We start from the raw sequence: 22,451 nt of genomic DNA, 5'->3' as shown, positions 1-22,451 counted from the left end.
GAGGCGTTAGCGCTTGACGATGAGCGCGTTCAGCTCGCCCACGTCGACCTGGCGACTGCTCGATCGTGGAACAGTGACAGTCCCGGACTGGCCGAGTGCTGCCCAGGTCACCGTCCACGTGGTGCTGACGGTGATGGTTCGGTCGCCCTTGGACGTGTAGGTGTGCCCGCAGTCGGGGGACGCGGTCGGTGAGCTCATCGGAATCTGGGGTGGCTGTGACATCGTCGTGCAGGTCAGTGAAGTCCCGTCGCCCCACGTCACGAGCACCGGTCCCCGTCTGGCTTCCATCTGGATCGTGATGCCCTGCTGGGTCGTGGACGCGGACTGCGAGCTGGATGTCGTGGTCCAGAGCCACAGGGGGTTCCCCACGGCGACCATGTTCCACCGATTGATGCTCGGATCCGGGTAGAGGTTGACATCTGGAAGCGGCAACCTCATGGCAAGGGCTGCAGATCGCGAGACGGCCGGCACGTTCACCGGCGGAGCGGCAGGTCGCCCAGGTTGCTGGGAGCCCCCGGGGGAGGCGCAGGTGTCAATGCTGGGGTCCTTGAGACAGTCCTGGGTGATCGGGACGCGTGGACCGGCGGGTGCCCCTGGAGTTTCGCGACCGGGCATGTTGGCGCGGGAATCACTCGATGGAGGTCCTGGTTGTTGTCCACCGGCGCCGCCCGACTTGGAACCATCGTCGTCGCTCACGCACGGCACTACTACGAGACCAGCACTTGTCTCCTGATGGCATACAGCACTGGCGGTAGGGGCGTTCGCCCCGGTGAGCACGAGCGCCAAGAAGATCGCCAGAGTAATCAACCTGCGCATTTTTCAACCGTCCTGGTTTCCGAGCTGTTGATCTTCAGGATCCCCTGTTCGTCACGCTTGAACATTGCGATGTACTGGATATTGCGACCCGGCGTGGAGCTCCCGTCCCTCGCCACCATGCGAGCGTTTGATCCATCGTTGCAGAACGTCATGCTCACTAGGTGGCCAGATCCTAGCCCCGCGAAAACAGCTGGCTCAGCCCTCACGACGAGGGGACCGTCAAACTCAGTTCGGATCCCCTGAGAATGGAGTGCGTTCATGATGGTTTCCTGTCGGGCGAGCTCCTTACCGGAGATGTATTTCGTCAGCGAAGCCGGTAGCTTTCCTTTCACCCCGCCCTTGGATTCCAAACGTGACTGCTCCTTCACGAAGGCCCGGTAAACCTGCTCAGCTTCTTTCGCAAGCGCCTCCTCCTCAGCCTTCGTCGTCGGCTTCGAAGTGATCAACGACGGGGAGGGACTCGCGGGGCGGGAAGCCGCGGTTGGTGCCGTCGTCCCCACGCTGGGCGCCGTCGGCGTCGACGACGGCAGCGCAGTCGGTGAAACCGGGGGCCCGGACACTTCGGGCTTCTGGCACGCAGTCAACACCAACCCTGCGGCGAGGGCTGCTGCGAACAGTGGAGCAGGTCTTGGCACGGGGTCATCCTCCCCTGCCTACGGTTCACCGCGCCACCCTGTTCACGAAGTCTGTGGATAACTAGGCGATCATCCCACTGGCAACGAGAACTCCGACGGTCAGTGCCAGGATCAGGCCGATCTCGATCCACTGCGTCTGATCGGAGGTCTCACGCCGGAGTCGACGAGCGATCGCCCACCCGATCCCCGCACCAACGACCAGCCCACCGATATGCGCCTGCCAACCGATCCCGGGCAGCATGAAGGAGATCGCCAGGTTGAGGCCGAGGATGGGGAGCAGGTTCCCAGCCTGGATCATCTTGTAGGCCTGCAGCACCACCAGCGCGCCGAACATCCCGAAGATGCCCCCGGACGCGCCGCCGAACATCGCATCCAACCCCTGCCCGGTCATCGCAGACCACATCAGCGTCAGCGCGCTACCGCCCAGCACCGCCCCCAGGTACAACACCAGATACCGAATGGGACCGAAAAGCGTTTCCAGAGCACGGCCGAGCATCCAGAGCGCCAGCATGTTCAGGCCGATGTGGAAGATCCCGAAATGCACCAGCGAACTGCTGAGCAGGCGCCAGGGCTCGGCCAACCCCATGGCCGGGAACAGGGCGAGGTCATAGGGAACCCGAGGCCAGACGAGTCCAGCCATCCACGCCAGCACATTGATCACCAGGAGCGCCCAGGTGACAGGGGTTGCCGGCTGTTTGCGCTCGACGTAGTAGACCTGCTGGGAGGGAGAGGGTTGGTGGGGGCCTGGTGCAGCGGTCACAGTACGTCCTTGATTCGTGAGGGATCACCGGCGAGCCGGGTGTCGCGTTCATGGGCAAGATTCCGGCGGGCAGCAGCCTCCCAGAGGCGCTCGCCCTCGGGGGTGAGGAATAGTCGCGGGCGGTTGAGCAGGGCACCTGTGAAGGCGATGCGTCCCCGGTCCCATTCGGGCTCTGCCAGTTGCGAGAACTCTGCGCGAATCGACTGTACTGTCCGGGCATAGTCGCTGGGTTCTGCCCCGAGAACGGCCAGGTCGGCGTCACTCACACGAGCGCCCGCACCATCACCAGGGCGCGGGTCATGGTTGATGGTGACCAGCACGAGCCTGGCCACCTCCTCGACCTGGTCGGGCGGCAGCACGCCCTCCAGCAACTCCCGCGCCATGACCGCCGAAGCAAGCTCATCGCTGGGGGTGTCGTTGTGGTGGACTGCATCGTGGAACCAGAAGGCCACATACTCCAGCGGCGCAGCCCCCAGCTCCTCCAGACGATCCAGTCCGTAGGCCAGGTGCGTCTGCCCGTGGTAGTCACGGTGGGGCTCGTTCCAACGCTCCAGAAGTTGGACGCCGATCTCCGGGTGTCCGGGCACCAATTTCTCCCACGCCGCCTGGAGGCGTCGGCGCAGGTCCTCGGGCTGCTCGAGCATGGTCGCTGTTCTCCTTGGTCGACGTCGGGTCAGGTGAGGCTGGTCAGCCAGAGCGCCACTGCGCCGCCGGCGATGGCAAGCAGGATGCTCAGGAAGGTGCCGATGATGAAGCGTTCGGAGACCCCTGGTTCCTGACCCTTCAGGTCGGGAAATCGGGCCAGGCCCTTGATCGCCACCACGATCGGAAGACCGCCCATGAAGTGGCCGATGAGACACAGGAAGGTGGCGAGGCGTTCCAGGGCACCGATCCAGGCGCCTCCCTTGAGCCTGTCGGCCGCCCGCGCCTGCTCGGCCGGAGGAGCAGAACTCGCGAACCGCAGGATGGAGGCGACCGGTCGGACACCGAAGAGCACGACGACCGTTCCGATGAGCAGGTTGATGCCCGAGTCGATGCCGAACTCGGCCCAACGGCTGTGCACCAGCATCGGATTCACTGCAGCACCTCGTCGACGAGACCGTCGAGCAGCGCCTTGCCCTGCAGGCCCGCCTGGTAGCCGGCGGCCCGCAAGCGCTGGGACACGGCGGAGGGACTGATTCCGAGCCGGTTCGCGGCCTCCCGCCCGGTCTCGACCTCGTTCATGACGTCCACCACGTCCCATCCTTCGCGCGTCCGACGGCTCCACACCTGGTGCAGGAGGACTGCTGCGGCATGCGCCTGTGACACGCGGCGTTCACGCCCGTCGTCCTGTACCCCTCGAGGGTAGTCGGCGGCCCCGACAACTCCGTGCGGCGTGGCGAAGCTGATCCCGGACGGGTCCGCGCCGGCTGCCCCGATGGCTTCGCGCGCCGCAATGAAGGCAGCGCCACGAGCTTCCCGGACGCTCGCGGGCACGGGGGTTTCCACAGCCCCAAAGCCCACCCCGACGCGCCAGTGCTCCGCGCGGACGAGGACCTCCAGCAGATCGGCCAGGGACTGGCCGGGCTCCACCAGAAGCTGGACCTCGTCCCCGGTGGTCCGTTCCGCGCCCGAGTACCCGGCTCCACGCAGAAGCTGCAGCAGGCTGGGGACGCGGTCGGGGGACCGTCGCGAGTGCCGCTGGTCAACGTCCACGACGCAGTGCCAACGTGTAAAGCTACTGGGCTTCATAGACACACATTAAGCCACAAACCTGAACCGATACGGCCGATCATGCCGATGGTCCAGCAATCCCATCAGGGCGCCGGCCAACCCGGGCCAGCCTGGCCCCCGTCCTCGTCAGCGCGACCGTCCTCGTGGCGCTCCTCGCCCGCCGCATGCGCCCGCAGGAAGGCTTCCGCCTCGGCAGCGATGTCGTCGCCGGTGGGAAGGTCCTCCGGCGCAGCAGCCAGGCGTCCGCCTTCGCGGCGTTGCTGGAACTCGTCGTACTGCTCCTCCAGCGTCTGGACCAGCTGCTGTGCCTCCTCGGAGGACTGGATCTCAGCACCGATCTGTGCCCGGGCAATGCCCGCGCGCACCGCCAACTCCGTGGTGGGGACGCCGTGGCCGGTGGCCTGGGCGAAGGCCTTCACCAGGGCGACGGCCGCGTCCGGGTAATCAGTCTGGGCCAGGTAGTGCGGAATGTGGGCAGTCAGCCCGATGACCTTCTTCCCCGACTCCTGCAGACGGAACTCCAGCAGCGCAGGAAAGGAAGCGCCCAGCATCAGGCGTCCGAAAACTGGCTCATTGCCCGGGATCAGTGAGGGATCACTCGCATGCCGGGTGATCAGGACCGGGCGGGTGTGCGGTGTCGGCATCGGTACCGATCCCACGAACACGATCGTGTCGATCATGGTCTGGTCGATCACATGCTCAATCGCCTTCACCAGCGCTTCCCAGCGGAGGTCCGGCTCGGAGCCGGCCAGCAGCAGGAAGGGAACACTCGTCTCATCGACCACATGGTGCAGGGCCATGGTGGGCTGCTCGTACTCGGTGTACTTGTCGACGTCGAAGGTCATCACGGGGCGCTGCCCGCGGTAGTCAATCAGCTGGTCCATGTCGAAACGGCCGAGCTGGTGATGCGGGAGCGTGTCGAGCAGGTGCTCATCAATCAGCCGCTGGACATGCCCGGCGTCGAGGAAACCGGTCAGCGTGACCACCAGCGTCCGCGCACGGATCGTGCGAAGGTCGACGTGCGGTTCAGTGGTGAACAGCGTGTCTGGGGTGGGCATTTCGCTTTCAACTCCTGCGGTTGTCCGGACTGACCTCGGTGGAACACCTCGTCTCGTGCCGGTGTTCCCGGGATGCCCACTCTATCGCCGAGGGCGAAAGCTCAGGCATTCCACGTCGACGGGCCGGTCGAGCCGGCGTTGTATTCGTCCATCGGCACCTTGTTGTCAGCCCAGGCATCGAGGACCGGTCCCAGGATTCGCCAGCACTCCTCGGCCATGTCGCCACGGACGCTCAGCAGCGGGTCCCCCGCGAGGATCAGGTCGAGGATTTCGCCATAGGGACGGATGGGGGACTCGCCCAACTCGCTGTACAGGGTGGTGTTCTCCAGGTCCCACCTGTCGCCCTCGGCATTGGTGACCATGGTGAGTGAGAGCGTCTCCGGAGTCAGACCGATCGCGAGCACGTTCGGCTCCGGCGCATTGCGAAAGCCCGTGGGCGGATGCAGGACGGGACGGAACTTGATGATGATGCCTCGGAACCCGTCGCCCAGTGCCTTGCCCGAGCGCAGGCGGAAGGGGACACCGGTCCAGCGGGCGTTGCGCACCTCCACGGTGACCTCGGCCAGGGTCTCGGTGTTGCGGGAGGGCTCCACCCCCGGCTCGTCCACGTAGTCGGGGATCTCCTTGCCGTTGATGGTGCCCGCGGTGTATCGCGCGCGCCGCGATGCCTTGACCGGGTCCTCACCCCAGAGCACCGTGGCCCTCAGGGTGTGCACCAGCAGGTCGCGAAGTTCCAGCTCATCGATGCGTGCGGGTTCCTCCATGGCGATCAGCGCCATCACGAGGAGCAGATGGCTTTGCAGCATGTCCTTCAGAGCTCCGGCGTGGTCGTAGTAGCCAGCGCGGCCCTCCAGGGCCAACGTCTCGTCGGCGATGATCTCCACGCGCTCGATGTTCGCGACATTCCAGATCGGTTCCAGGATGCGGTTCCCGAAGCGCAGGCCGATGAGGTTGAGCACCGTCGCCTTGCCCAGGTAGTGGTCCACGCGGAAGACCTGCTTCTCCGGCACGAGGCTGGTGAGCAGCTGATTGAACTCGTGGGCCGTGTCCCAGTCCGACCCGAAGGGCTTCTCGATTGCCAGGCGCAGGCCCTCGGGCAGTTCGCAGCCCTGGAGCGCCCGGCATGCCTTCATGCTGACCGCCGGCGGCAGGGCGAAATAGAGCACGATGGGCCGGCCCGGTTCGCGAAGCTCATGGAGGAAGTCGCATAGCTGGTCGGGGGCGGTGACGTCCAACTGGCGGTACTGGGTGGTGTTGACCACCTGCTCGAGCCGGTCGCGGTGGCAATCGCCGTCAGAGAGGCCCTCCCGAACGCGCTGCGCCCATGCGTCCTGCGACAGCTCGTCAGCGGAGGCTCCGACCAGCTTGACGTCGCGACTGGGGTGGTGGCGAAGCAAGGTTCCCAATCCGGGCAACAACAGCCTGTGGGTGAGGTCGCCAGAAGCGCCGAGGATGACCAGGGTCGACAGGCTGCGTTCCATGTCTCGAACTCTAGGCAGCTGGACAGACTCCAGGGGCCGATTACAGTGAGGTCCGTGCCCGAGCAAGAAGCCCCCGTCTCCGCCATCTCCAACGTCTCCAGCCGACTGGAGGTCACGGTGACCCGGCCGGCCGACATTGTCTTCTCAGTGGCCGTCAGCGCCGGGCACAAGCCCCTGGAGGAGTCGCTCCGGATGAGCGTCGACGACAAGGCCCTCGAGTACCACCAGGTGCTGGCCGCCGGACGCGCGCGGCTTCATCGGGTCCGCGACATCCCCGCCGGCACGTTCGTGCTGGAGTACTCAGCGAAGGTCGAGGCCCCGGGAGAGCCCGCCCCGCATTCCGAGGCCGACGAGATCCTCTACGGACGCCCCTCGCGCTACTGCGATTCCGATCGTCTCTTCCAGGTGGCCCTGTCGACCTTCCCTGACCTGACCGGCCTGGAACTGGTCGAGGCGATTCGGGAATGGGTCCAGACCAAGGTCGTCTACATGCCGGGCAGCAGCCGGGTCGTCGATGGTGCCCTGGAGACCTATCTCAGCCGCCGGGGAGTGTGTCGGGATTTCGCCCACCTGGTCGTCACCTTCTGCCGTGCCAAGGGCATCCCGGCGCGACTGGTCTCGGTCTACGCTCCCGGCCTGGCGCCGATGGACTTCCATGCGGTCGCGGAGGTCTGCGTGGACGGTCACTGGTACGTGGTGGACGCCACCGGGCTGGCGCCTCGGGCGTCCATGGTGCGGATCGCCACGGGCAGGGATGCCAGCGACACTGCCTTCATGACCACCGTCTCGGGACGCACGCAGCTCAGGAGGGTCACAGTTTCTGCCGCCACCGAGGGCGTGCTGCCCTCCGATGACCCACGGGAGTTGGTCCAGCTCAGCTGACCGGTTCGTCCTCCACGGCCCACTCCGGAAGCGGGACGTTCGGGTCGTCGAGGCGCAACACGTCGACCCCGACGGTCAGGTTTGAACTGGTGGATTCGGTGAAGATGACACCCTTCAACGGCGACACGTCCTGGTAGTCGCGTCCCCAACCGTTCACGATGTACCGCGAGTCGGCAAAGTGGGCATTGGTGGGGTCGATGTCGACCCAGACGTGGTCTGGCGTCAGCACGCTGGTCCAGGCGTGGGTGGCGTCCGAACCCTGCAACTTCGGCTTGCCCGGTGGGGGAGCGGTCTCGATGTACCCGCTGACATAGGCGGCCGGAAGCCCGACATGGCGCAAGCAGCCGATGGCGAGGTGGGCGAAGTCCTGACAGACACCCTGGCGCCGGGCCAGCAGTTCAGTGAGGGTCGTGCGAGTCGTGGTGGACCCCGGCTTGTACTCGAAGTCATCCCTGATCCCCACTGTCAGCGCGGTGAGAGCCTGGCCCAGCGGCCGGTCCTCGGGCAGCTTCTCGCGGGCGTACTCGGCGACGTCCTCCCCGGAGGCCACCTTCGCGGAATCCAGCAGGAAGAGCGCACGACCGATCGCCATGTCGCGGTTCGCGGCGATGAGATCGGCTGCCTCACCCACCGTCCACTGGTCGAGGTGGGCCAGGGAGATCTCCGGCCAGGCAACGTCCACCAGAAAGGTCTTGGTGATCTCCAGGGTGGAGTGGTGGGTTGGTACCTCGAGGTAGTGGGTCAGGTTGCCGAAGTAGTCGGTGTGTTCGTGGCTGAAGTGGGCGGCTGGCTCGACGGTGAAACCCGCCTCGACGATGCTCTGGGACGAGGTGGGTCGCGGCGCCAGCATGCCTCGTTCGTAGCAGCCGGTCACCGGCTGGTTGTAGGTGTAGGTGGTCCGATGCACAACCTTGTACCGGCGCGGCGTCATGTTCTCCGGACGCTGTTCCATGGTCATCGACGGTCCCCCTCGGGGCGCGGTGGCACGGTGGTGACCCACTGGGCCTGGGTGACCATGCGCGGGCGGCTGCGTCCGAAATGTCGAGTGGACAAATCGTCAGACAGCCTGCGCAGCCGAGCCTCAGCGGCGCCGAGCACCTCCAGGGCCGCGGCGGTGTCGTCGCTGAAGAGGGTATGCCTGTGGGCGCGGAGGTCGGCGGCAAGTTCTCCGGCAGCCGTCACGCAGCTGTCGTCGCCCAGTAGTCGCATGTCGTCGGCGAAGCGCCGTAGCAGGTGCACGACCGCGCGGGGGTTGGCCTCGTCGAGGACGAGCAGGGAGATGGCGGCGTGCAGGGGCCGGGCCGGGTGCTCCCCAGCGGCTGCGCGCCGATGGTGAGTCATGGCGGACTCGCAGACCCGTGCCAGCGAGTCGACGAGGTGCCCCTCCACACCTGAGGACAGGTCCTCCGTGAAGAGCGCACCCATGAACCACAGCGTATTGAGCGCGCGCTCCAGGCGGATGCCGGAGTCGAGGAAGGCCCAGCTGCTGTCACGGACCATGGACTCACTGGTGATGCCGGCAAAGGCCAGGGTGGCCTGGCGGATCTCCTCGAAGTCGGGGGACCCCTCGGCCTCCGTCATCAGGCGCTGGAGGCGGGCGAGCAGCGGCCAGACGTCCTCGGAGAGTCGGTCAGGCACCTCGTGTGCGGCGCGATGGAGATTGGCCACGTCGTGGGCGAGGCTTCCGACCAGATCAGGGTCTGTGGCGGCGCGTCGGAGCACCTGACGAGACGAGTGGCCCGGCACGGTGGGGTCCGCCGGAAGGGCAGTCAGCGCAGTGATCGCCTCGAAGACCTGATGCATGACCTGGTGGCCAGCAGTACCCGGTCGGTTGCCGAAGTCCTCCGACAGGTCGAGGGCGACCACGAGCAGCCGATTGGTCGCGTCCGCCCGTTCGCTGTAGCGGCCGACCCAATAGAGGTTGTCGGCGGCACGTGGGGGCAGTGGGCGCGGATCATGGCCCTCCACCCAGAGCTGTTCGGGGCCCGGCCGGGCGCTGGCCAGAGTGGGCAGAGCATCGCCTGAGTCGAGTACCCAGACATCCTTCACCAGGGCACCGGTCATCGTGGAGACGGTGAAGGAGTCATCATCGGCGGCCACCCGCGCGAGACCGCCGGGCATGATCGCCCACCCCTGCCCGGTGGCGACGCCGAAGGTGCGCAGCACCGTGCGCCGGGGCACCAGCCCCTCGCGCGTGACCACCGGGGTGGTCGAGGTGTGTACCGGCTCCTGGCCCACCCAGGCCCAGGGCTCCTGCCGGACCCGGGCAAGCAACTCCTCGCGCTCTGAGCTGCTCAGCGTCCAGCCCGGTACCGAGCCGCCGGCCCGCCCGCGATGGATGGGCTTGAGGACCAACGCCTCGACGTGCTGCAGCACCTGCTCGAGGGACGCCGGGTCCCCGCACCACAGGGTCTCCGCCGAGGGGAGCAGTTGGTCCTCCCCGAGAAGCCGGCGCGTCACCTCGGGAAGGAATGGCAGCAGACCGGGGTTCTCCAGGACACCGGAACCGAGCGGGTTCGCAATGGTCAGGTTGCCCAACCGCGCGGTGGTCAGCAGCCCGGCCACCCCGAGTTGGGAGTCGGAGCGCCACTCCAACGGGTCGGCGTAGTGCGAGTCGATGCGACGCACCAGGACGTCCAGCCGGCTGCGGCCCTCCGGGTCCTCAATCCACAGGCGACCATCATTCACCGTCAGGTCCTCGGCTTCGACCAGCGAGAAGCCGAGCAAGGAGGCGAGGAAACCCTGCTCATAGGCTGTCTCCGAGGCCGAGCCGGACCACAGCAGCGCTCCTTTCACCGCGTGGTCCTCGTGGGGGGCGGCCTGGTGCAGGGCCGACCGCATGGTGGTGAAGAAGCCGCGCAGACGGTGCAGCCGGGTGACGCGGTGCAGGTCCGCCATCACGCGGCTGGTGATGCGGCGGTTGACCATTGCGTAGCCTGCCCCGGAAGGCGCCGAGGTGCGGTCGGACATGACGCACCAGGCACCATCTGCCGTGCGTCCCAGGTCGGTGCCCGACAGGGTCAGGTGCAGACCGTCAGGCACGGGGACGCCATGGGCCTGGTGCAGGAAGTCCTGGTGGCCGAGGATGACCTCGGCGGGAATCACTCCCTCACGCAGCATCCGCTGGGGACCGTAGATGTCGGCCAGCAGCAGGTCGAGGACGCGGTTCCGCTGGGCCACGCCCTCCTCGAGGGAGTGCCATTCCTGCGCGCCAACCACCATCGGGACGGGGTCGATCGTCCAGGGCCGGTTTCTCCCGGCGCCCCCGTAATGCACCCCGTCGTCGTCGACGAGGCGCCGCGCCTCGGCACGGGCAGCCAAGAGGCCGGACAGTCCCATGCCCTGGACGGCCGCCGAGACGAGTTGCTGCTCATCGCGGATCCCGCCCGGGCCGATCACCTCGTCGAACTGGGGAGTACCCGCAACCAGCTCCGAATACGGTGCCAGCGCGCTGTCGCTCCACTCGAGTTCCTCAGCGGTCACGCCTGCCAGCGTAACTCGCGCGGTGGGCGCGGGGGGTTTGCTGTCTAGGATGATCGCGATGTCCAGTTCGCCGCCCAGTACCCGCTTCGTGGACGCCGTCGAAGTGGTTCTCGCTGCTGCCCTCGCGCCACTGGCCACCCTTGCCTGGTATTTGCCCGGCGGGTTGCTGTCCCCCTTTCGCTGGGTCGTCCTCGGACTGCTGGTGCTGGCGGTCCTGCGTCTGGTCCGGGGTCCTCGCAGGCCATGGGGACGCGGGGAGCTGTTGGCTGTGGCCGGTTTCGCCGCGCTGGGCGCCCTGGCGCTTCTCGGACGCCTGCGCTACCCCTCCCTGACTCATACTGCAGATCTCAGCCATGTGGTCGTGGCCCTGTCGGGGTGTTTGGCGATGCTGGTGCTCTCGCGTCGTCGAGTCGTCCTGTGGGGGTTGCTGGCGGGGTGGCTGTTCGCGGCGGTGATGGCGATGACGGTGGGCCTCTGGGAGACGTTCACCCACCGTCACCTCCCGGGCAATGGGCCGGCAAAGTATTACGGCCGTTGGAAGGGTTGGAACCAGATCAGTTCCTTCTTCGACAACCCGAACCTGTACGCCTACATGCTCGTGGTCGTCATCCAGCTGGCCCTGCTCGCCTTTCTGGGGGCCCGCGGCTGGTGGAGGTTGCTCGCCGTCGCGGTTCTCGGGCTGGCGTTGCAACAGCTGTGGTGGACCGATGGCCGCACCGGGGTGATCGTGGTGGTTGCCACCGTCATCCTGCTGGCATGTCGACATCGAATCGGACGCTGGAGCGTCGTCATCGCGGCCGTGCTGCTGGGGTTGGGAATGTGGTGGCGCATCGGGATTGCCGACGACATTCGCTTCCACCTGGTGCACATGTGGGAGGGCAGGTTGCGCGAGGGCGACTCCACGATGGTGCGGGCCACCCTCTTCAAGGCCGCATGGACGATGGCCCGGGACAGCAGCTGGTTGGGGGTGGGGCCGGGAGGTTTCGCCGAGCGTGTCCTGCTCGCGTCCAATCCCCACAAGGCCAAGCGGTACACCAACCCCCACTTCGGGATGAGCGAGGTATTGGCTGAGCTGGGACTGGTGGGGCTCCTCATCCTGCTTGCGCTCCTGGTTGGGGCGAGCATCGCCTGCCTGGCCGCGCTGAGGCGGGGTCAGGCTGGAGCGCGCGGGCGCCGAGCCCTGGCGTCCATGACCGCAGTCATGCTGGTGACGGTACCGATGCTCACGCTGGCGAACTCGAGTTGGCTGCGCCAGCCCTTGACCGCCGCCCATCTGGCCACCCTGGTGGCGTTGGTGGTGCAGGCCACCGCGAGCGACAGCAAAGGTGCTCAGGAACTCGCCTCGAACTGGTAGCGTCGCTGCGACAGCTCCCGCCCCCCAGAGGAGGACCCCGTGGCCGGTGGACTCGCCGCCCTGCTCGACGACGTCGCGGTCATCGCGAAGATGACCAGCGTCACCGGTACGAAGGCGCTGGGCGTCGTGGTCGATGATGCCGCGGTGACCCCCCAGTACGTCCAGGGTTTCTCCCCGGCACGGGAGCTGCCGATCATCGCCAAGATCGCCCGCGGATCGCTGCTCAACAAGGCGATCCTGATCGTGCTGCTGCTGGTCCTGGATCACTTCCTGCCCGTGGTGCTGACCCCGCTGCTGATGCTGGGTGGTGCCTACCTGTCGTTCGAAGGAGCCGAGAAGCTCTGGGAAGCGCTGCGCGGTGGGCACGAGCAGTCGGAGAAGACTCCCGCGATCGAGGCGGGGCCCGACATCGAGAAGAAGATGGTTCGCGGCGCGATCACCACCGACTTCATCCTGTCCGCGGAGATCATGGTCATCTCGCTCAATACCCTGAACGAGAGTTCGGGCGGCTTGTCGTTGACCATGAAGGCCCTCACGCTGGTCTCCGTCGCAATCGCCATCACCGTGTTGGTGTATGGCGTGGTGGCGCTGATCGTGAAGCTCGACGATGTCGGTCTCAAGCTTGCCGAGCGCCCCCACGAGGCCTCGCAGCGGCTCGGCGGCCTGATGGTCGCCGCGATGCCCAAGATCCTCACCATCCTGTCAACAGTGGGGATCGCCGCCATGCTCTGGGTGGGCGGCCACATCCTGCTGGCGGGCACGGACAAGCTGGGCTGGGACGCCCCCTATGAGCTGGTTCACCATCTTGCGGCGCCTGCACACCACGTGGCTGGCCTCGGCGGCTTCCTGGGCTGGCTGGTGGAGACCTTCTTCTCCGCCATCGTCGGTCTGATGGTCGGGGCGGTGCTGGTGCTGGTGATGCATCTGTTGCCGATCCATCGCCACGGAGTCCACACCACATCCGAGAAGACGTCGGGGGCCAGTCACTAAGGGGCAGCACATCGGTCGCTAGGCTCATCCCAGGCACGAGCGAGATGTGGCGAAGGGGGTACATCTCGTGACGAGGATGCACCGAAAGGACGATGAAGTCACATGAGCGCGGCGGCTGATCGCGAGGCTGTTTTCGAATCCATTCTCCAGCGTTCCCGATCGGCCGACCTGGGCGGCGACGGGACGGTCGTGGACGAGAATTTTCTCCGCAGCTACTACCAGTTGGTCCCCACCGACAGACTGCAGGCGCGGCGCGCCGAGGACCTGGTCGGCAGTGCCTCCAGCCACCGCGAACTGGCGCAGTGTCGCCAGCCGGGGGAGGATCTGGTGCGGATCTCGAATCCGACGGTCAGCCGTGACGGGTGGTCGGTGGGGGCCACCATCATCGAGACGGTCACCGACGACCGGGCCTTCCTGGTCGATGCCGTACGAGGGCTGCTCGAGTCCCGGGGTCACCGCGTCCAGGAGCTGATCCATCCGATCTTTTCCGTGGACCGGGACGAGGAGGGTGCACTGGTGTCAGTGACCCATGCCCCGACCGCGGCCCATGACGACGTTCCCGCGGCCCATGCTGACACCCAGGAGTCCTGGATGCATGTGGAGATTCCCCGCGTTCAGGACCCGGCAGCGATGTCCGCGCTGCAGGAGGCACTCAAGACCAGCCTGCAGGACATCAGGATGGCCGTGGCCGACTGGGGAGAGATGTCCTCACAGATGTGGCAGGTCGCCAACTCCGTCCAGGACCGTGAGGAAGCCCAACTCCTGCGCTGGCTGACCGATGAGGAGTTCACCTTCCTGGGTCGGATGCGCTACACGATCGAGAAGGACGCCTCCGGCCAGCCCCGACTCGAGCCGGACGCCGAGAGCGCTCGAGGCATCTGTCGACGGCACCCCGAGTTCGCCTTCCTGCCGCTGGACACCGAGGACCGCCTGGGCGCCTGGAGCTCCCGCCAGGTGATGGTCCTCGAGGGCTCCCATCGCTCCGAGGTGCAGCGGTCCATGTACCACGACGTGGTCAGTGTGAAGGAGGCCGACGAGCAGGGGGAGTGGGTCGCCGAGGAACGCTTCGTCGGTCTGCTCGCCTCCACGGTGAGCAGCGGGTCCACCGCCCGCATCCCGATGCTGCGCCGCGTGACGACCACCGTTCTCCAGGAGTTGGGAATCGCCCGCGAGTCGCACGCCGGCCGGGAGGTGATGCAGCTGATCGACGACTACCCCCGCCGGACGCTCTTCCAGGTCGACCCCCGTGCGATGGCAGCCAATGCGCTGGAAATCCGCCAGCTCCGTGAGCACCCCCGGGCGCGGCTGTTCGTTGACATCGATCCGTTGCAGCGATTCGTCACCTTCGTGGTCTACCTGCCCCGCGATCGCTACTCCACGCAGTCCCGTCTCGCCATCACCGAGCTGTTGAGGGACGCAGTGAACGGCGTCGACGTCGACTTCCAAACCCAGGTCTCCGGTTCCCCGCTGGCCGCCCTGCACTTCACGATCCGAGTGCCCGAGGGCACGTCGGTCCCCGAGATCGACCGGGAAGCCCTCGAGCGGCGCCTGGACGAGATCGGCAGGGACTGGCGCGAGGAATTCCGCCTGGCCGTCGACGCAGAGTTCGGTGAGGAGGAGGGGGAGGGGCTGTCGGCGCGGTACGCGGCCGCCTTCCCCAGCAGCTACACCGAGACCACCTCCCCGCGCGTGGGAGCCTGGGACACCCGCCAGCTTGATCGCATCCACCACGAGGGGATGCAACTGAGCCTCTACCGCCCCGCCGGGGCCGTGGCCGGGGCACGTCGTCTGAAGCTGTACCTGCCCGAGGCTGCCACCCTCAGCACGCTGTTGCCGCTGTTCAACGACCTGGGTGTGGTCGTCACCGACGAACATCCCTACGAGGTACAGCCACAGGGGGGGCCTTCCCAGTACCTGCTGGATTTGGGCCTGAAGACTTCGGAGAGCAACTGGACGCGTACCGGGGATGCGGCCGAGCGCTTCCAGGAGGCCGTCCGTGCCGCCTGGACCGACCAGATCGAGTCGGACCCCCTTCAGGCGTTGGTGCTCAGTGCCGACTTGACCGCGCGACAGGTCGTGATCCTGCGAGCGATCACCCTCTACCTGCGCCAGCTGGGCGTCCCCTACTCGCCGAGCCACCTCCAGCAGGTCCTCAATGCCTACCCGGCCACGGCCACGGCCCTGGTGGAACTGTTCGAGGCCCGCTTCACGCCGGAGGGGTTCAGCTCGGAGGAGGAGCGCCAGAAGGCATGCGATGGCATCATCGAGCGGATCGCCGGGCAGCTGGAGGAGGTGCCGCTGCTCGACCACGAGCGCATCCTGGGGGCCTGCCGAGACATCATCCTGGCCTGCCTGCGCACCAGCTTCTACCAGCCGGACGCCGAGGGCCGGGTGCGCGACACCATCGCATTCAAGCTCGATACCGAACAACTCTCCTTCGCGCCCCCGCCCCGGCCCCACCGTGAGATCTGGGTCTACGGACCCAGGGTGGAGGGAGTCCACCTGCGTTTCGGCAACGTCGCCCGCGGCGGCCTGCGTTGGTCTGATCGCCGGGAGGACTTCCGCACCGAGGTGCTCGGCCTGGTCAAGGCCCAGGTGGTGAAGAACGCCATCATCGTGCCAGCCGGCGCCAAGGGTGGTTTCTACGCGAAGAGGGCCGGCTCGCCCGCGGGCGACCGCGATGCCAGGTTCGCGGAGGGCACTCATGCCTACAGGTCCTTCATCGACGCCCTGCTGTCGGTGACCGACAACCGCGAAGGTGTCGAGATCGTTCCACCCGCTGCGGTGGTGCGCCACGACGAGGACGACCCCTATCTGGTGGTGGCGGCTGACAAGGGCACCGCGACCTTCAGTGACACCGCCAACGGGATCGCCCTTGACCGTGGGTTCTGGCTGGGTGATGCGTTCGCCTCCGGTGGTTCGGCCGGCTTCGACCACAAGGGCATGGGCATCACCGCCCGCGGCGCCTGGGAGTCGGTGAAGCGACATTTCCGCGAACGTGACCTGGACACCCAGTCCGAGGACTTCACCGTCGTTGGCATCGGCGACATGTCCGGTGACGTCTTCGGCAATGGCATGCTCTGCTCCGAACACATCAGGCTGGTGGCCGCCTTTGATCACCGTCACGTCTTCGTCGATCCCAACCCGGACGCGGCCAACGGCTTCCAGGAGCGCCAGCGCCTCTTCGACACGCCGCGTTCCACCTGGGACGACTATGACCGCTCGCTGATCTCGGAGGGTGGTGGTGTCTGGAGCAGGAGCAGCAAGTCCATCACGATCACCAGCCAGATGCGCGAGGCCCTCGGCATCGAGGCGACCAGCCTCAGCCCTGCGGAACTCATCAGGGCGATCCTCCGGGCTCCTGTTGACCTGCTGTGGAATGGTGGCATCGGCACGTACGTGAAGGGCTCTGCGGAGCAGCACTCCGAGGTGGGCGACCGCGCCAACGATGCCGTGCGCATCAATGGTGAGGACCTGCGCGTCAAGGTCGTCGGCGAGGGCGGCAACCTGGGATTCACCCAGCGAGGCCGCGTGGAGGCGGCCCTCAACGGGGTGGCCATCAACACTGACGCCATCGACAACTCCGCAGGCGTCGACACCTCCGACCACGAGGTCAATATCAAGATCGTGCTCAGTGAGGCTGTGCGGGCCGGTGACCTCACCGGCAAGCAGCGCGACACGATGCTGGCTGACATGGTCGACGAGGTTGCTGGCCTGGTGTTGCGCACCAATTACGAGCAGAACGTCCTGATCGGCAATGCCCGTACCCAGGGCGTGCGGATGGTCTCCCCGCACATTCGGCTCATGCACCACCTGGAGCAGACCGTCGGCCTCAACCGCGATCTGGAGGCTCTGCCCACGGATGAGGCGCTGCGTACGCGTGCCAAGCGCGACCACAAGGGTCTGACCTCCCCGGAGTTCTCGGTGTTGGTGGCCTGGACAAAGATCGGTCTCAAGCAGGCGCTGCTGCAGGGCACTCTGGTCGACGACCCCTGGTGCGAGCGACTCCTGATGGACTACTTCCCCAAGACGGTGGTCGATCGTTTCGCGGACCTGGTGCGGCAGCACCCCCTGCGCAGGGAAATCATCGCGAATGTCATCGCCAATGAGGTGGTGAACCGTGGCGGCGTCACCTTCGTCTTCCGCGCCATGGAGGAGTCCTCGCACTCGGTCGAGGACATCGTCCGAGGCTTCCTGGTGGCCAGAGAGGTCTTCGGACTCGGCGACTTCACCCGCGATGTGGAGGCGCTGGACACCAAGGTCGCCACAGCCGTCCAGGCCGATCTCTACCTCGGTTTCCGGAAACTGCTCGACCAGGCCGCGCGCCGCCTCGCAGCACGTCGTGCCGCAGAGCTCGAGCCGGAGATAGCACGCTACGCCGATGTCAAGGGCTATTTCGGGGGCATCGCGAAGTACCTCAACGGTTCTGAGATCGAGGAGTTCGAGCGGCGCCACAACGAGCTGCTGGGGGCAGGGGTACCGGAGAAACTGGCCGTCCACGCTGGGGAACTGCCAGCAGCATTCGCGCTGCTCGACGTCGTGGACCTGGCCGAGGAACACGAGGTTGGACGAGACGTGGTGGCTCGAACCTGGTTCGGCCTGGTCGACCTGTTGCAGGTGGGCGACCTGCTCAGCACCATCTCGGCCCTGGAGCACGCTGACCAGTGGGATGCGATGGCTCGCAATGCGGCTCGCTCGGACGCGTACCAGATCCTGATGGCCCTGACCGACGCGGTGCTGGCCATCAAGAGCGAGGACCGACTGGCAACCTGGGCCGAGCAGCATGCCGCTGCTCGGGAGCGAGCCGTGGCCACGGTCAGGGGAGCGGTGGAGCGTTCCCGCGCGGACCTGGCCCCCGTCTCGGTGGCCCTGCGTGCCCTCCGCGACCTGCGCCGCTGACCCGGATCAGCCGACCTGCGTCAACCGGCTTGCGGACCCTGCGGCGGACCCTGCGGCGGGAAACCGCCCGGGCGGTGGGGAGGCGGGCCGTACGGGGGTTGCACAGCACCGTAGGGGGGTTGCATGGGCTGGTGCCCCCAGCCCATCACCTGCTTGACCTCACCGCGGTTGCGTCGGTGGGTGTCCACGTAGAGCAGGTACTGGAAGACCTTGTTGTAGGCGTCCGCCACCAACGCGAAGATGAACAGCACGATGTACCCGAGGGCGAGCAGCACCGCTGTCGTGCTCGATACGGCAGCGCTTGGGTCTTCGGAATCCATGAGCTGTAGCGGTAACGCTCCGAGTCCGGCCACCTGCTGCAGCACCACCTGCCCCCTCCTATGGCGACGCCGAGGAGCAGTGTCATTCCCAGCAGCCGCCAGAAGTGCCCGCGCGTCATGGTCCAGGACGCCCGCACGACATTGTCGCTCTGGTGCTCGAGGGCAGCGATCGGCAGCGCGAACAGAAGCCGCACCTGGAACACGAGGGAGGCGAGGATGACCAAGAGCCACGGCAGGATGAAGACCAGCATGGCCACGATGAATCCTCCCGCCATGGTGCTGTCCGGCGCCTCCGGATCACCTCGAAGCGCGGTGGCGACGACGATGCCGATGGGGGCGACCATGAGGACCATCACTGCCAGCACGAAGACGATCACTGCGCCGAACATCGGAAGGTAGCGCCCGAAGGAACCCCGCGTCCTGTCGGTGAGTTCAGCCCAGCCCACGCGTCGTCCCTGTGCCTCCGCCTCGGCCAGGGCCATGGTCATGCCGCCGAACTTGATGGTGGCCACCAGGCCTGCGAGCGTGATGGCCAGGACCATCGCGATCAGCGTCAGGATGAACGGCGTCGCTGAATCGCCCTCACGCATCCTCCGGGCGACCAGGAACGCACCCACTGTGAGCAGGAGCGCGCTGACCAGGATGATCAGGCTGGGCAGCACCGACAGCAGGGTGAACGATCCCCAGCGACTCTTGAAGATCCTGAACGCCCCGCCGAAGACGTCGCCGACCTCGAGCGGACTCTGGGGAATTGCGGGATACGGAGGCTGCGACATGGCTCCCACCATAGGTCTCGGTGATCTGCGCCGCGCGGGGCTGTGGACAACTCCCGCCGGGGGAGACAGCGAGTAGCCTCGTTCGGGTGAGCCACTCGTCGAACCGGCCCTTGCACCTGCGCCCCAGGTACTGGGCACTGGTGGGTGCCGGGGGAGCGGTCGGCACCGCCCTGCGCGCCGGCATCGCACACGCTGTTCCGACCGATCCAGGCACCTGGCCGTGGGCCACGCTCACCGTGAATCTCGTGGGTGCCTTCGTGCTGCCAGCCCTGCTCGAGGTGATCGCCGGCCTCCAACACCGCTTCGTGGCCTGGCGGCTCACGCTGGGCACTGGTCTGTTGGGTGGCTTCACCACCTACTCCGCCTTCGCCGTGGAGAGCGTGGGATTGCTGCGCGCCGGGCGGGCCGGGCTGGCCCTGGCCTATGTGGCGCTCACGGTGCTCGGAGGCTTCATGCTGGCCATGCTTTCGGCCAGCGGCGCGGCGCGAGCGATCCACCACGCGAGGCAGGCACGATGATCCTGTTCCTCACGGCCCTCGCTGGCGGTCTGGGGGCCATCTGCCGTTTCATCGTGGACGGCGCAGTGAACGCCCGACGGGGGGACCACGTCCCTGGTGGGACCTTTGTCGTGAACGTCGTGGGCAGCTTCGTGCTCGGCTGGTGCGTGGCCGCGCTGGTACGCCAGCCCGAGCCTCACCTCATTCTGGGCACCGGTTTTTGCGGCGGCTTCACCACCTTCAGCACTGCCATGCTGGAGTCTGCCCGTCTGTGCTTGGCGGGGCGCCGCTGGGAGGCGATCGGCCTCACCCTTTCGGTGCTGGTCGGCTCGCTCCTGGCCGCCGCGGCGGGCTACTGGCTCGGCTAGGTTGGAGGCCAGACCAGCCCGACCCCGAGAAGTCCAGACGCGTAGAGGTGGAGATCCGTGACCCAGAAACGTACCGACGAGTCCCTGAAGGTCCTGCGCGACGGGTACCTGTTCGCCAGCAAACTGCGGCAGGAGCGGACCCGTGCCGACGACGACAGGCCCATCGCAACCCGGCTGCTCGGTCGCCCTACGCTGCTCGTGCGCGGCGTTGAGGGTGTCAAACTTTTCTACGACCGCGACCTCATCAAGCGTGAGGGCGCCATGCCCCTGCCGATCCGAGGTTCACTGTTCGGGCACGGATCGGTGCACGGCATGGATGGTGAAGAACACCTGCATCGCAAGGCCACGTTCGTCCGCGTCTGCTACGCAGACGAGCAGGTCGAACGAATCAAGCCGCTGGTCGAAGCCGAGGTGCGCGAGGCGATGCAGCGCTGGAAGAAACACCCCGAAAGCGTCTACGACAGCTCCGTGATTGCCTTCGGTCGCGCCGGGATGCGCTGGGCAGGCATTCAGGGTTCCGACTGGGAACTCGACGTCCAGGCTCGGCGCCTCGGGGAGATCGTGGAGGGTTTCGCCCACCTCAACCTCGACCACCCGCGGGCCTGGGTGAACCGCAAGTTGACCGACCGCTGGTGTGCGAAGGTCATCCGCGAGCAGCGCTCTGGGAAGCGCCATGCCCCCGAGGGCACCTCATTGTACGAATGGGCCCGCCACCGCGAGCTGGACGGGAAGCTGCTCGACGACAAGACCGCAGGCATCGAGCTCCAGAACACCTTCCGCCCCCACATCGCGGTGGCCCGTTTCGCGGCCTTCGCGGTCAAGGCGCTCTACGAGAATCCGGACTGGCGCGAACGCATCCAGGCCGAGACCGCCGAGCGCGGCACCCTGGTCGACGGCCGCCTGGCCACCGCCTTCGCGCAGGAGGTGCGCCGTGTCTACCCATTCGTCCCGATGCTGCCGGCCTTCGCCAGCAAGGACTTCGAGTTTCAGGGCGAGCAGGTCAAGGAGGGCCAGTGGGTGATGATCGACATCCTCAACACCGACACCGACCCCCAGGCCTGGGAGCGCCCCGACGAGTTCGACCCCACGCGCTTCCTGGACGTCGACTATGAGCAGATCGACGCGTTCATCCCCCAGGGCGGCGGGAAGGTCGAGACCGGGCATCGCTGCCCGGGGGAGAAGATCGCGGTCAGCTCCCTGGCCACGATGATCTCGGCCGTGTGCGAGCCGGGCGTCACGATCAGCCCCGAGGGCCTCGACTTCCCGTGGACCACGATGCCCACCAAGCCGCGCAGTGGCGGGATCGTCTCGATGGACTCCTAGGAGTCCTCGGGCCAATTCGCCGGGGTCGGTTCGTCAGGGTTCTCCGGGACGTCGGAGTGCTCGGTGAAGGTGTCCTTGGGGCGGTATCCCAGTTCCAGCATGGTGTTGGTCATGTCCCAGCGCCGGTTCGGGTTGTCGGAAATCGCGTAGTAGAGCCCGAAGGTCACCTCCGCCTCGATGGCGCATTTCACCACCTGCACGGTGTCATCGTGGCTGAGCCACATCGCGCGGAGCAGGTCGACATCGGCCCCCTTGCTGTCCTGCGCGCTCCAGCCGATGCGCAGGGCAATGAAATCGACGCCGTACTTGTCGTGGTAGAAGCGCCCCAGTGTCTCGCCGAAGACCTTCGAGACGCCGTACAGCGAGTCCGGACGCGGCAGCATGTGCGGGTAGACCGGCCATTCCTCGTCACGGTCGTACATGCCCATGGCGTGGTTCGAGGAGGCGTACACGAAGCGGCGGACGCCCTTGGCTCGGGCAGCCTCCAGGGTGTTGCGCAGGCCGATGATGTTGGCCTCGAGCACGTCCTCCCACGACGACTCCGGGGAGGCCGAGCCCGCCATGTGGACCACGGTGTCGACGCCGTCCATCAGTTTCTCCGCGTCCTCGTAGTGGGCGACGTCGGCGATCACGATGCCCTCGGGGTCGCTCTCATCAGGGTGCCTACCCTGCAGGACCAGCTCGTAGTCTTCGGCCAGTCCCTCGGCGAGCACATTGCCGATGTCGCCGGTGGCCCCGGTGATCAGGACCTTGCGCCGGCTCATGCGCCATCCTCCGCTCCACGTTCACGCAGCTGGTCGGGCACGACGTCGGAGCCCTCCTCGGGAACCTCCTGCCGGATCCGCTCCTCAATGGTGTCCTCGTGAGCGGGGTCCATCAGGTCGGCTTCGTACTCGCGCCGCCCCATGTTTCCATGCTCGAGGTCCTCGGGCAGAGCGCCATTGTTGAACAGGTCATCGGTCGAAAGGTCCTGGTCGGTCACCGCAGACTCGGTGGGGGAGATCTCCTCCTCCGCGCGGCGGATCTGGTCCTGGTAGTCATCAGTCATGCCCACCAGCCCAGCACACGAGGACGCCGGGCGCAGGCGATCGTGCAG

The 22,451-nt window shown here is 66.8% G+C and carries 21 protein-coding genes; 7 read left to right on the top strand and 14 right to left on the bottom strand.

The window, feature by feature from the left end; translation table 11 throughout:
- Window positions 1-6: 6 nt before the first annotated feature.
- From M3G03_RS05480 to M3G03_RS05440, 9 genes are all read right to left on the bottom strand, one after another.
- Window positions 7-438 carry a hypothetical protein gene (locus M3G03_RS05480; RefSeq protein ID WP_259808684.1) on the bottom strand — a complete coding sequence of 144 codons (432 nt, stop codon included), beginning with the start codon at window positions 436-438 and terminating at the stop codon, window positions 7-9.
- 365 nt (window positions 439-803) lie between these two features.
- Window positions 804-1,262, bottom strand: a complete 459-nt coding sequence (locus M3G03_RS05475; protein ID WP_259808683.1) for a hypothetical protein — start codon at window positions 1,260-1,262, stop codon at window positions 804-806.
- Window positions 1,231-1,392 (bottom strand): hypothetical protein, encoded by a 162-nt coding sequence (locus tag M3G03_RS05470; protein WP_259808682.1) that lies wholly within the window; start codon window positions 1,390-1,392, stop codon window positions 1,231-1,233. Before M3G03_RS05470 ends, M3G03_RS05475 begins: the two co-directional genes overlap by 32 nt.
- Window positions 1,393-1,512: 120 nt before the next feature.
- Window positions 1,513-2,211, bottom strand: a complete 699-nt coding sequence (locus tag M3G03_RS05465) for a rhomboid family intramembrane serine protease (protein WP_259808681.1) — start codon at window positions 2,209-2,211, stop codon at window positions 1,513-1,515.
- Entirely contained in the window at window positions 2,208-2,855 is a 648-nt protein-coding gene (locus M3G03_RS05460) for a hypothetical protein (protein ID WP_259808680.1), read from the bottom strand. The genes M3G03_RS05465 and M3G03_RS05460 overlap by 4 nt, the downstream gene beginning before the upstream one ends.
- Before the next feature lie 29 nt (window positions 2,856-2,884).
- Complete coding sequence (locus M3G03_RS05455; RefSeq protein WP_259808679.1) at window positions 2,885-3,289, bottom strand: hypothetical protein; 405 nt, start codon at window positions 3,287-3,289, stop codon at window positions 2,885-2,887.
- Window positions 3,286-3,906: a hypothetical protein gene (locus M3G03_RS05450; protein ID WP_259808678.1), complete on the bottom strand. Its 621-nt coding sequence runs from the start codon at window positions 3,904-3,906 to the stop codon at window positions 3,286-3,288. Before M3G03_RS05450 ends, M3G03_RS05455 begins: the two co-directional genes overlap by 4 nt.
- 101 nt (window positions 3,907-4,007) lie before the next feature.
- The gene (locus M3G03_RS05445; protein ID WP_259808677.1) at window positions 4,008-4,982 is read right to left on the bottom strand and encodes a proteasome assembly chaperone family protein; all 975 of its coding nucleotides are present in this window, start codon (window positions 4,980-4,982) and stop codon (window positions 4,008-4,010) included.
- A 101-nt stretch (window positions 4,983-5,083) separates the two neighbouring features.
- Window positions 5,084-6,463, bottom strand: a complete 1,380-nt coding sequence (locus M3G03_RS05440; protein WP_259808676.1) for a glucose-6-phosphate dehydrogenase — start codon at window positions 6,461-6,463, stop codon at window positions 5,084-5,086.
- Between the two features lie 54 nt (window positions 6,464-6,517).
- On the opposite strand from M3G03_RS05440, the gene M3G03_RS05435 reads away from it, so the two are divergent.
- Window positions 6,518-7,345, top strand: coding sequence for a transglutaminase family protein (locus M3G03_RS05435; protein WP_259808675.1), 828 nt, complete (start codon window positions 6,518-6,520; stop codon window positions 7,343-7,345).
- On the opposite strand, the gene M3G03_RS05430 is transcribed toward M3G03_RS05435, so the two are convergent.
- Together M3G03_RS05430 and M3G03_RS05425 are read right to left on the bottom strand one after the other, a co-directional pair.
- A complete protein-coding gene (locus M3G03_RS05430; RefSeq protein WP_259808674.1) occupies window positions 7,338-8,303 on the bottom strand; it encodes a transglutaminase family protein in 966 nt (321 codons plus the stop codon). The genes M3G03_RS05435 and M3G03_RS05430 overlap by 8 nt on opposite strands.
- On the bottom strand, window positions 8,300-10,828 hold the full coding sequence (locus M3G03_RS05425; RefSeq protein ID WP_259808673.1) for a circularly permuted type 2 ATP-grasp protein: 2,529 nt from the start codon (window positions 10,826-10,828) through the stop codon (window positions 8,300-8,302). The genes M3G03_RS05430 and M3G03_RS05425 overlap by 4 nt, the downstream gene beginning before the upstream one ends.
- A gap of 58 nt (window positions 10,829-10,886) precedes the next feature.
- On the opposite strand from M3G03_RS05425, the gene M3G03_RS05420 reads away from it, so the two are divergent.
- The 3 genes from M3G03_RS05420 (at window position 10,887) to M3G03_RS05410 (ending at window position 18,071) form a co-directional block, all read left to right on the top strand.
- Window positions 10,887-12,182, top strand: coding sequence for an O-antigen ligase (locus tag M3G03_RS05420; protein ID WP_259808672.1), 1,296 nt, complete (start codon window positions 10,887-10,889; stop codon window positions 12,180-12,182).
- A gap of 39 nt (window positions 12,183-12,221) precedes the next feature.
- Window positions 12,222-13,172, top strand: a complete 951-nt coding sequence (locus M3G03_RS05415) for a DUF808 domain-containing protein (RefSeq protein ID WP_259808671.1) — start codon at window positions 12,222-12,224, stop codon at window positions 13,170-13,172.
- Window positions 13,173-13,274: 102 nt separating this feature from the next.
- Window positions 13,275-18,071, top strand: a complete 4,797-nt coding sequence (locus M3G03_RS05410) for an NAD-glutamate dehydrogenase (RefSeq protein ID WP_259808670.1) — start codon at window positions 13,275-13,277, stop codon at window positions 18,069-18,071.
- A 145-nt stretch (window positions 18,072-18,216) separates the two neighbouring features.
- On the opposite strand, the gene M3G03_RS05405 is transcribed toward M3G03_RS05410, so the two are convergent.
- Window positions 18,217-19,167, bottom strand: coding sequence for a hypothetical protein (locus tag M3G03_RS05405; RefSeq protein WP_259808669.1), 951 nt, complete (start codon window positions 19,165-19,167; stop codon window positions 18,217-18,219).
- An 86-nt stretch (window positions 19,168-19,253) separates the two neighbouring features.
- On the opposite strand from M3G03_RS05405, the gene M3G03_RS05400 reads away from it, so the two are divergent.
- From M3G03_RS05400 to M3G03_RS05390, 3 genes are read left to right on the top strand one after another with little or no spacing between them, the layout of a single operon-like run.
- On the top strand, window positions 19,254-19,685 hold the full coding sequence (locus M3G03_RS05400) for a CrcB family protein (RefSeq protein WP_259808668.1): 432 nt from the start codon (window positions 19,254-19,256) through the stop codon (window positions 19,683-19,685).
- Window positions 19,682-20,032: a CrcB family protein gene (locus M3G03_RS05395; protein WP_259808667.1), complete on the top strand. Its 351-nt coding sequence runs from the start codon at window positions 19,682-19,684 to the stop codon at window positions 20,030-20,032. The genes M3G03_RS05400 and M3G03_RS05395 overlap by 4 nt, the downstream gene beginning before the upstream one ends.
- A 57-nt stretch (window positions 20,033-20,089) precedes the next feature.
- A complete protein-coding gene (locus tag M3G03_RS05390; protein WP_259808666.1) occupies window positions 20,090-21,355 on the top strand; it encodes a cytochrome P450 in 1,266 nt (421 codons plus the stop codon).
- On the opposite strand, the gene M3G03_RS05385 is transcribed toward M3G03_RS05390, so the two are convergent.
- Together M3G03_RS05385 and M3G03_RS05380 are read right to left on the bottom strand one after the other, a co-directional pair.
- A complete protein-coding gene (locus M3G03_RS05385; RefSeq protein WP_259808665.1) occupies window positions 21,352-22,119 on the bottom strand; it encodes an NAD(P)-dependent oxidoreductase in 768 nt (255 codons plus the stop codon). The two genes, M3G03_RS05390 and M3G03_RS05385, sit on opposite strands and share 4 nt — an antisense overlap.
- Window positions 22,116-22,403, bottom strand: coding sequence for a hypothetical protein (locus M3G03_RS05380; RefSeq protein ID WP_259808664.1), 288 nt, complete (start codon window positions 22,401-22,403; stop codon window positions 22,116-22,118). The genes M3G03_RS05385 and M3G03_RS05380 overlap by 4 nt, the downstream gene beginning before the upstream one ends.
- Window positions 22,404-22,451: the final 48 nt, after the last annotated feature.

The organism is Aestuariimicrobium sp. p3-SID1156 (assembly GCF_025144225.1).
In the GTDB taxonomy this organism is placed as follows: domain Bacteria; phylum Actinomycetota; class Actinomycetes; order Propionibacteriales; family Propionibacteriaceae; genus Aestuariimicrobium.
The sequence above is the reverse complement of the archived record's forward strand: the minus strand, read 5'-3'. Positions and strand labels throughout refer to the sequence as shown.

What these genes read in the sequence shown, in the direction of transcription:
- M3G03_RS05385 (WP_259808665.1), bottom strand. Translation starts at nt 22,119, where the DNA reads ATGAGCCGGCGCAAGGTCCTGATCACCGGGGCCACCGGCGACATCGGC.
- M3G03_RS05440 (WP_259808676.1), bottom strand. Translation starts at nt 6,463, where the DNA reads ATGGAACGCAGCCTGTCGACCCTGGTCATCCTCGGCGCTTCTGGCGAC.
- M3G03_RS05405 (WP_259808669.1), bottom strand. Translation starts at nt 19,167, where the DNA reads ATGTCGCAGCCTCCGTATCCCGCAATTCCCCAGAGTCCGCTCGAGGTC.
- M3G03_RS05395 (WP_259808667.1), top strand. Translation starts at nt 19,682, where the DNA reads ATGATCCTGTTCCTCACGGCCCTCGCTGGCGGTCTGGGGGCCATCTGC.
- M3G03_RS05460 (WP_259808680.1), bottom strand. Translation starts at nt 2,855, where the DNA reads ATGCTCGAGCAGCCCGAGGACCTGCGCCGACGCCTCCAGGCGGCGTGG.
- M3G03_RS05420 (WP_259808672.1), top strand. Translation starts at nt 10,887, where the DNA reads ATGTCCAGTTCGCCGCCCAGTACCCGCTTCGTGGACGCCGTCGAAGTG.
- M3G03_RS05380 (WP_259808664.1), bottom strand. Translation starts at nt 22,403, where the DNA reads ATGACTGATGACTACCAGGACCAGATCCGCCGCGCGGAGGAGGAGATC.
- M3G03_RS05445 (WP_259808677.1), bottom strand. Translation starts at nt 4,982, where the DNA reads ATGCCCACCCCAGACACGCTGTTCACCACTGAACCGCACGTCGACCTT.
- M3G03_RS05480 (WP_259808684.1), bottom strand. Translation starts at nt 438, where the DNA reads ATGAGGTTGCCGCTTCCAGATGTCAACCTCTACCCGGATCCGAGCATC.
- M3G03_RS05410 (WP_259808670.1), top strand. Translation starts at nt 13,275, where the DNA reads ATGAGCGCGGCGGCTGATCGCGAGGCTGTTTTCGAATCCATTCTCCAG.
- M3G03_RS05430 (WP_259808674.1), bottom strand. Translation starts at nt 8,303, where the DNA reads ATGACCATGGAACAGCGTCCGGAGAACATGACGCCGCGCCGGTACAAG.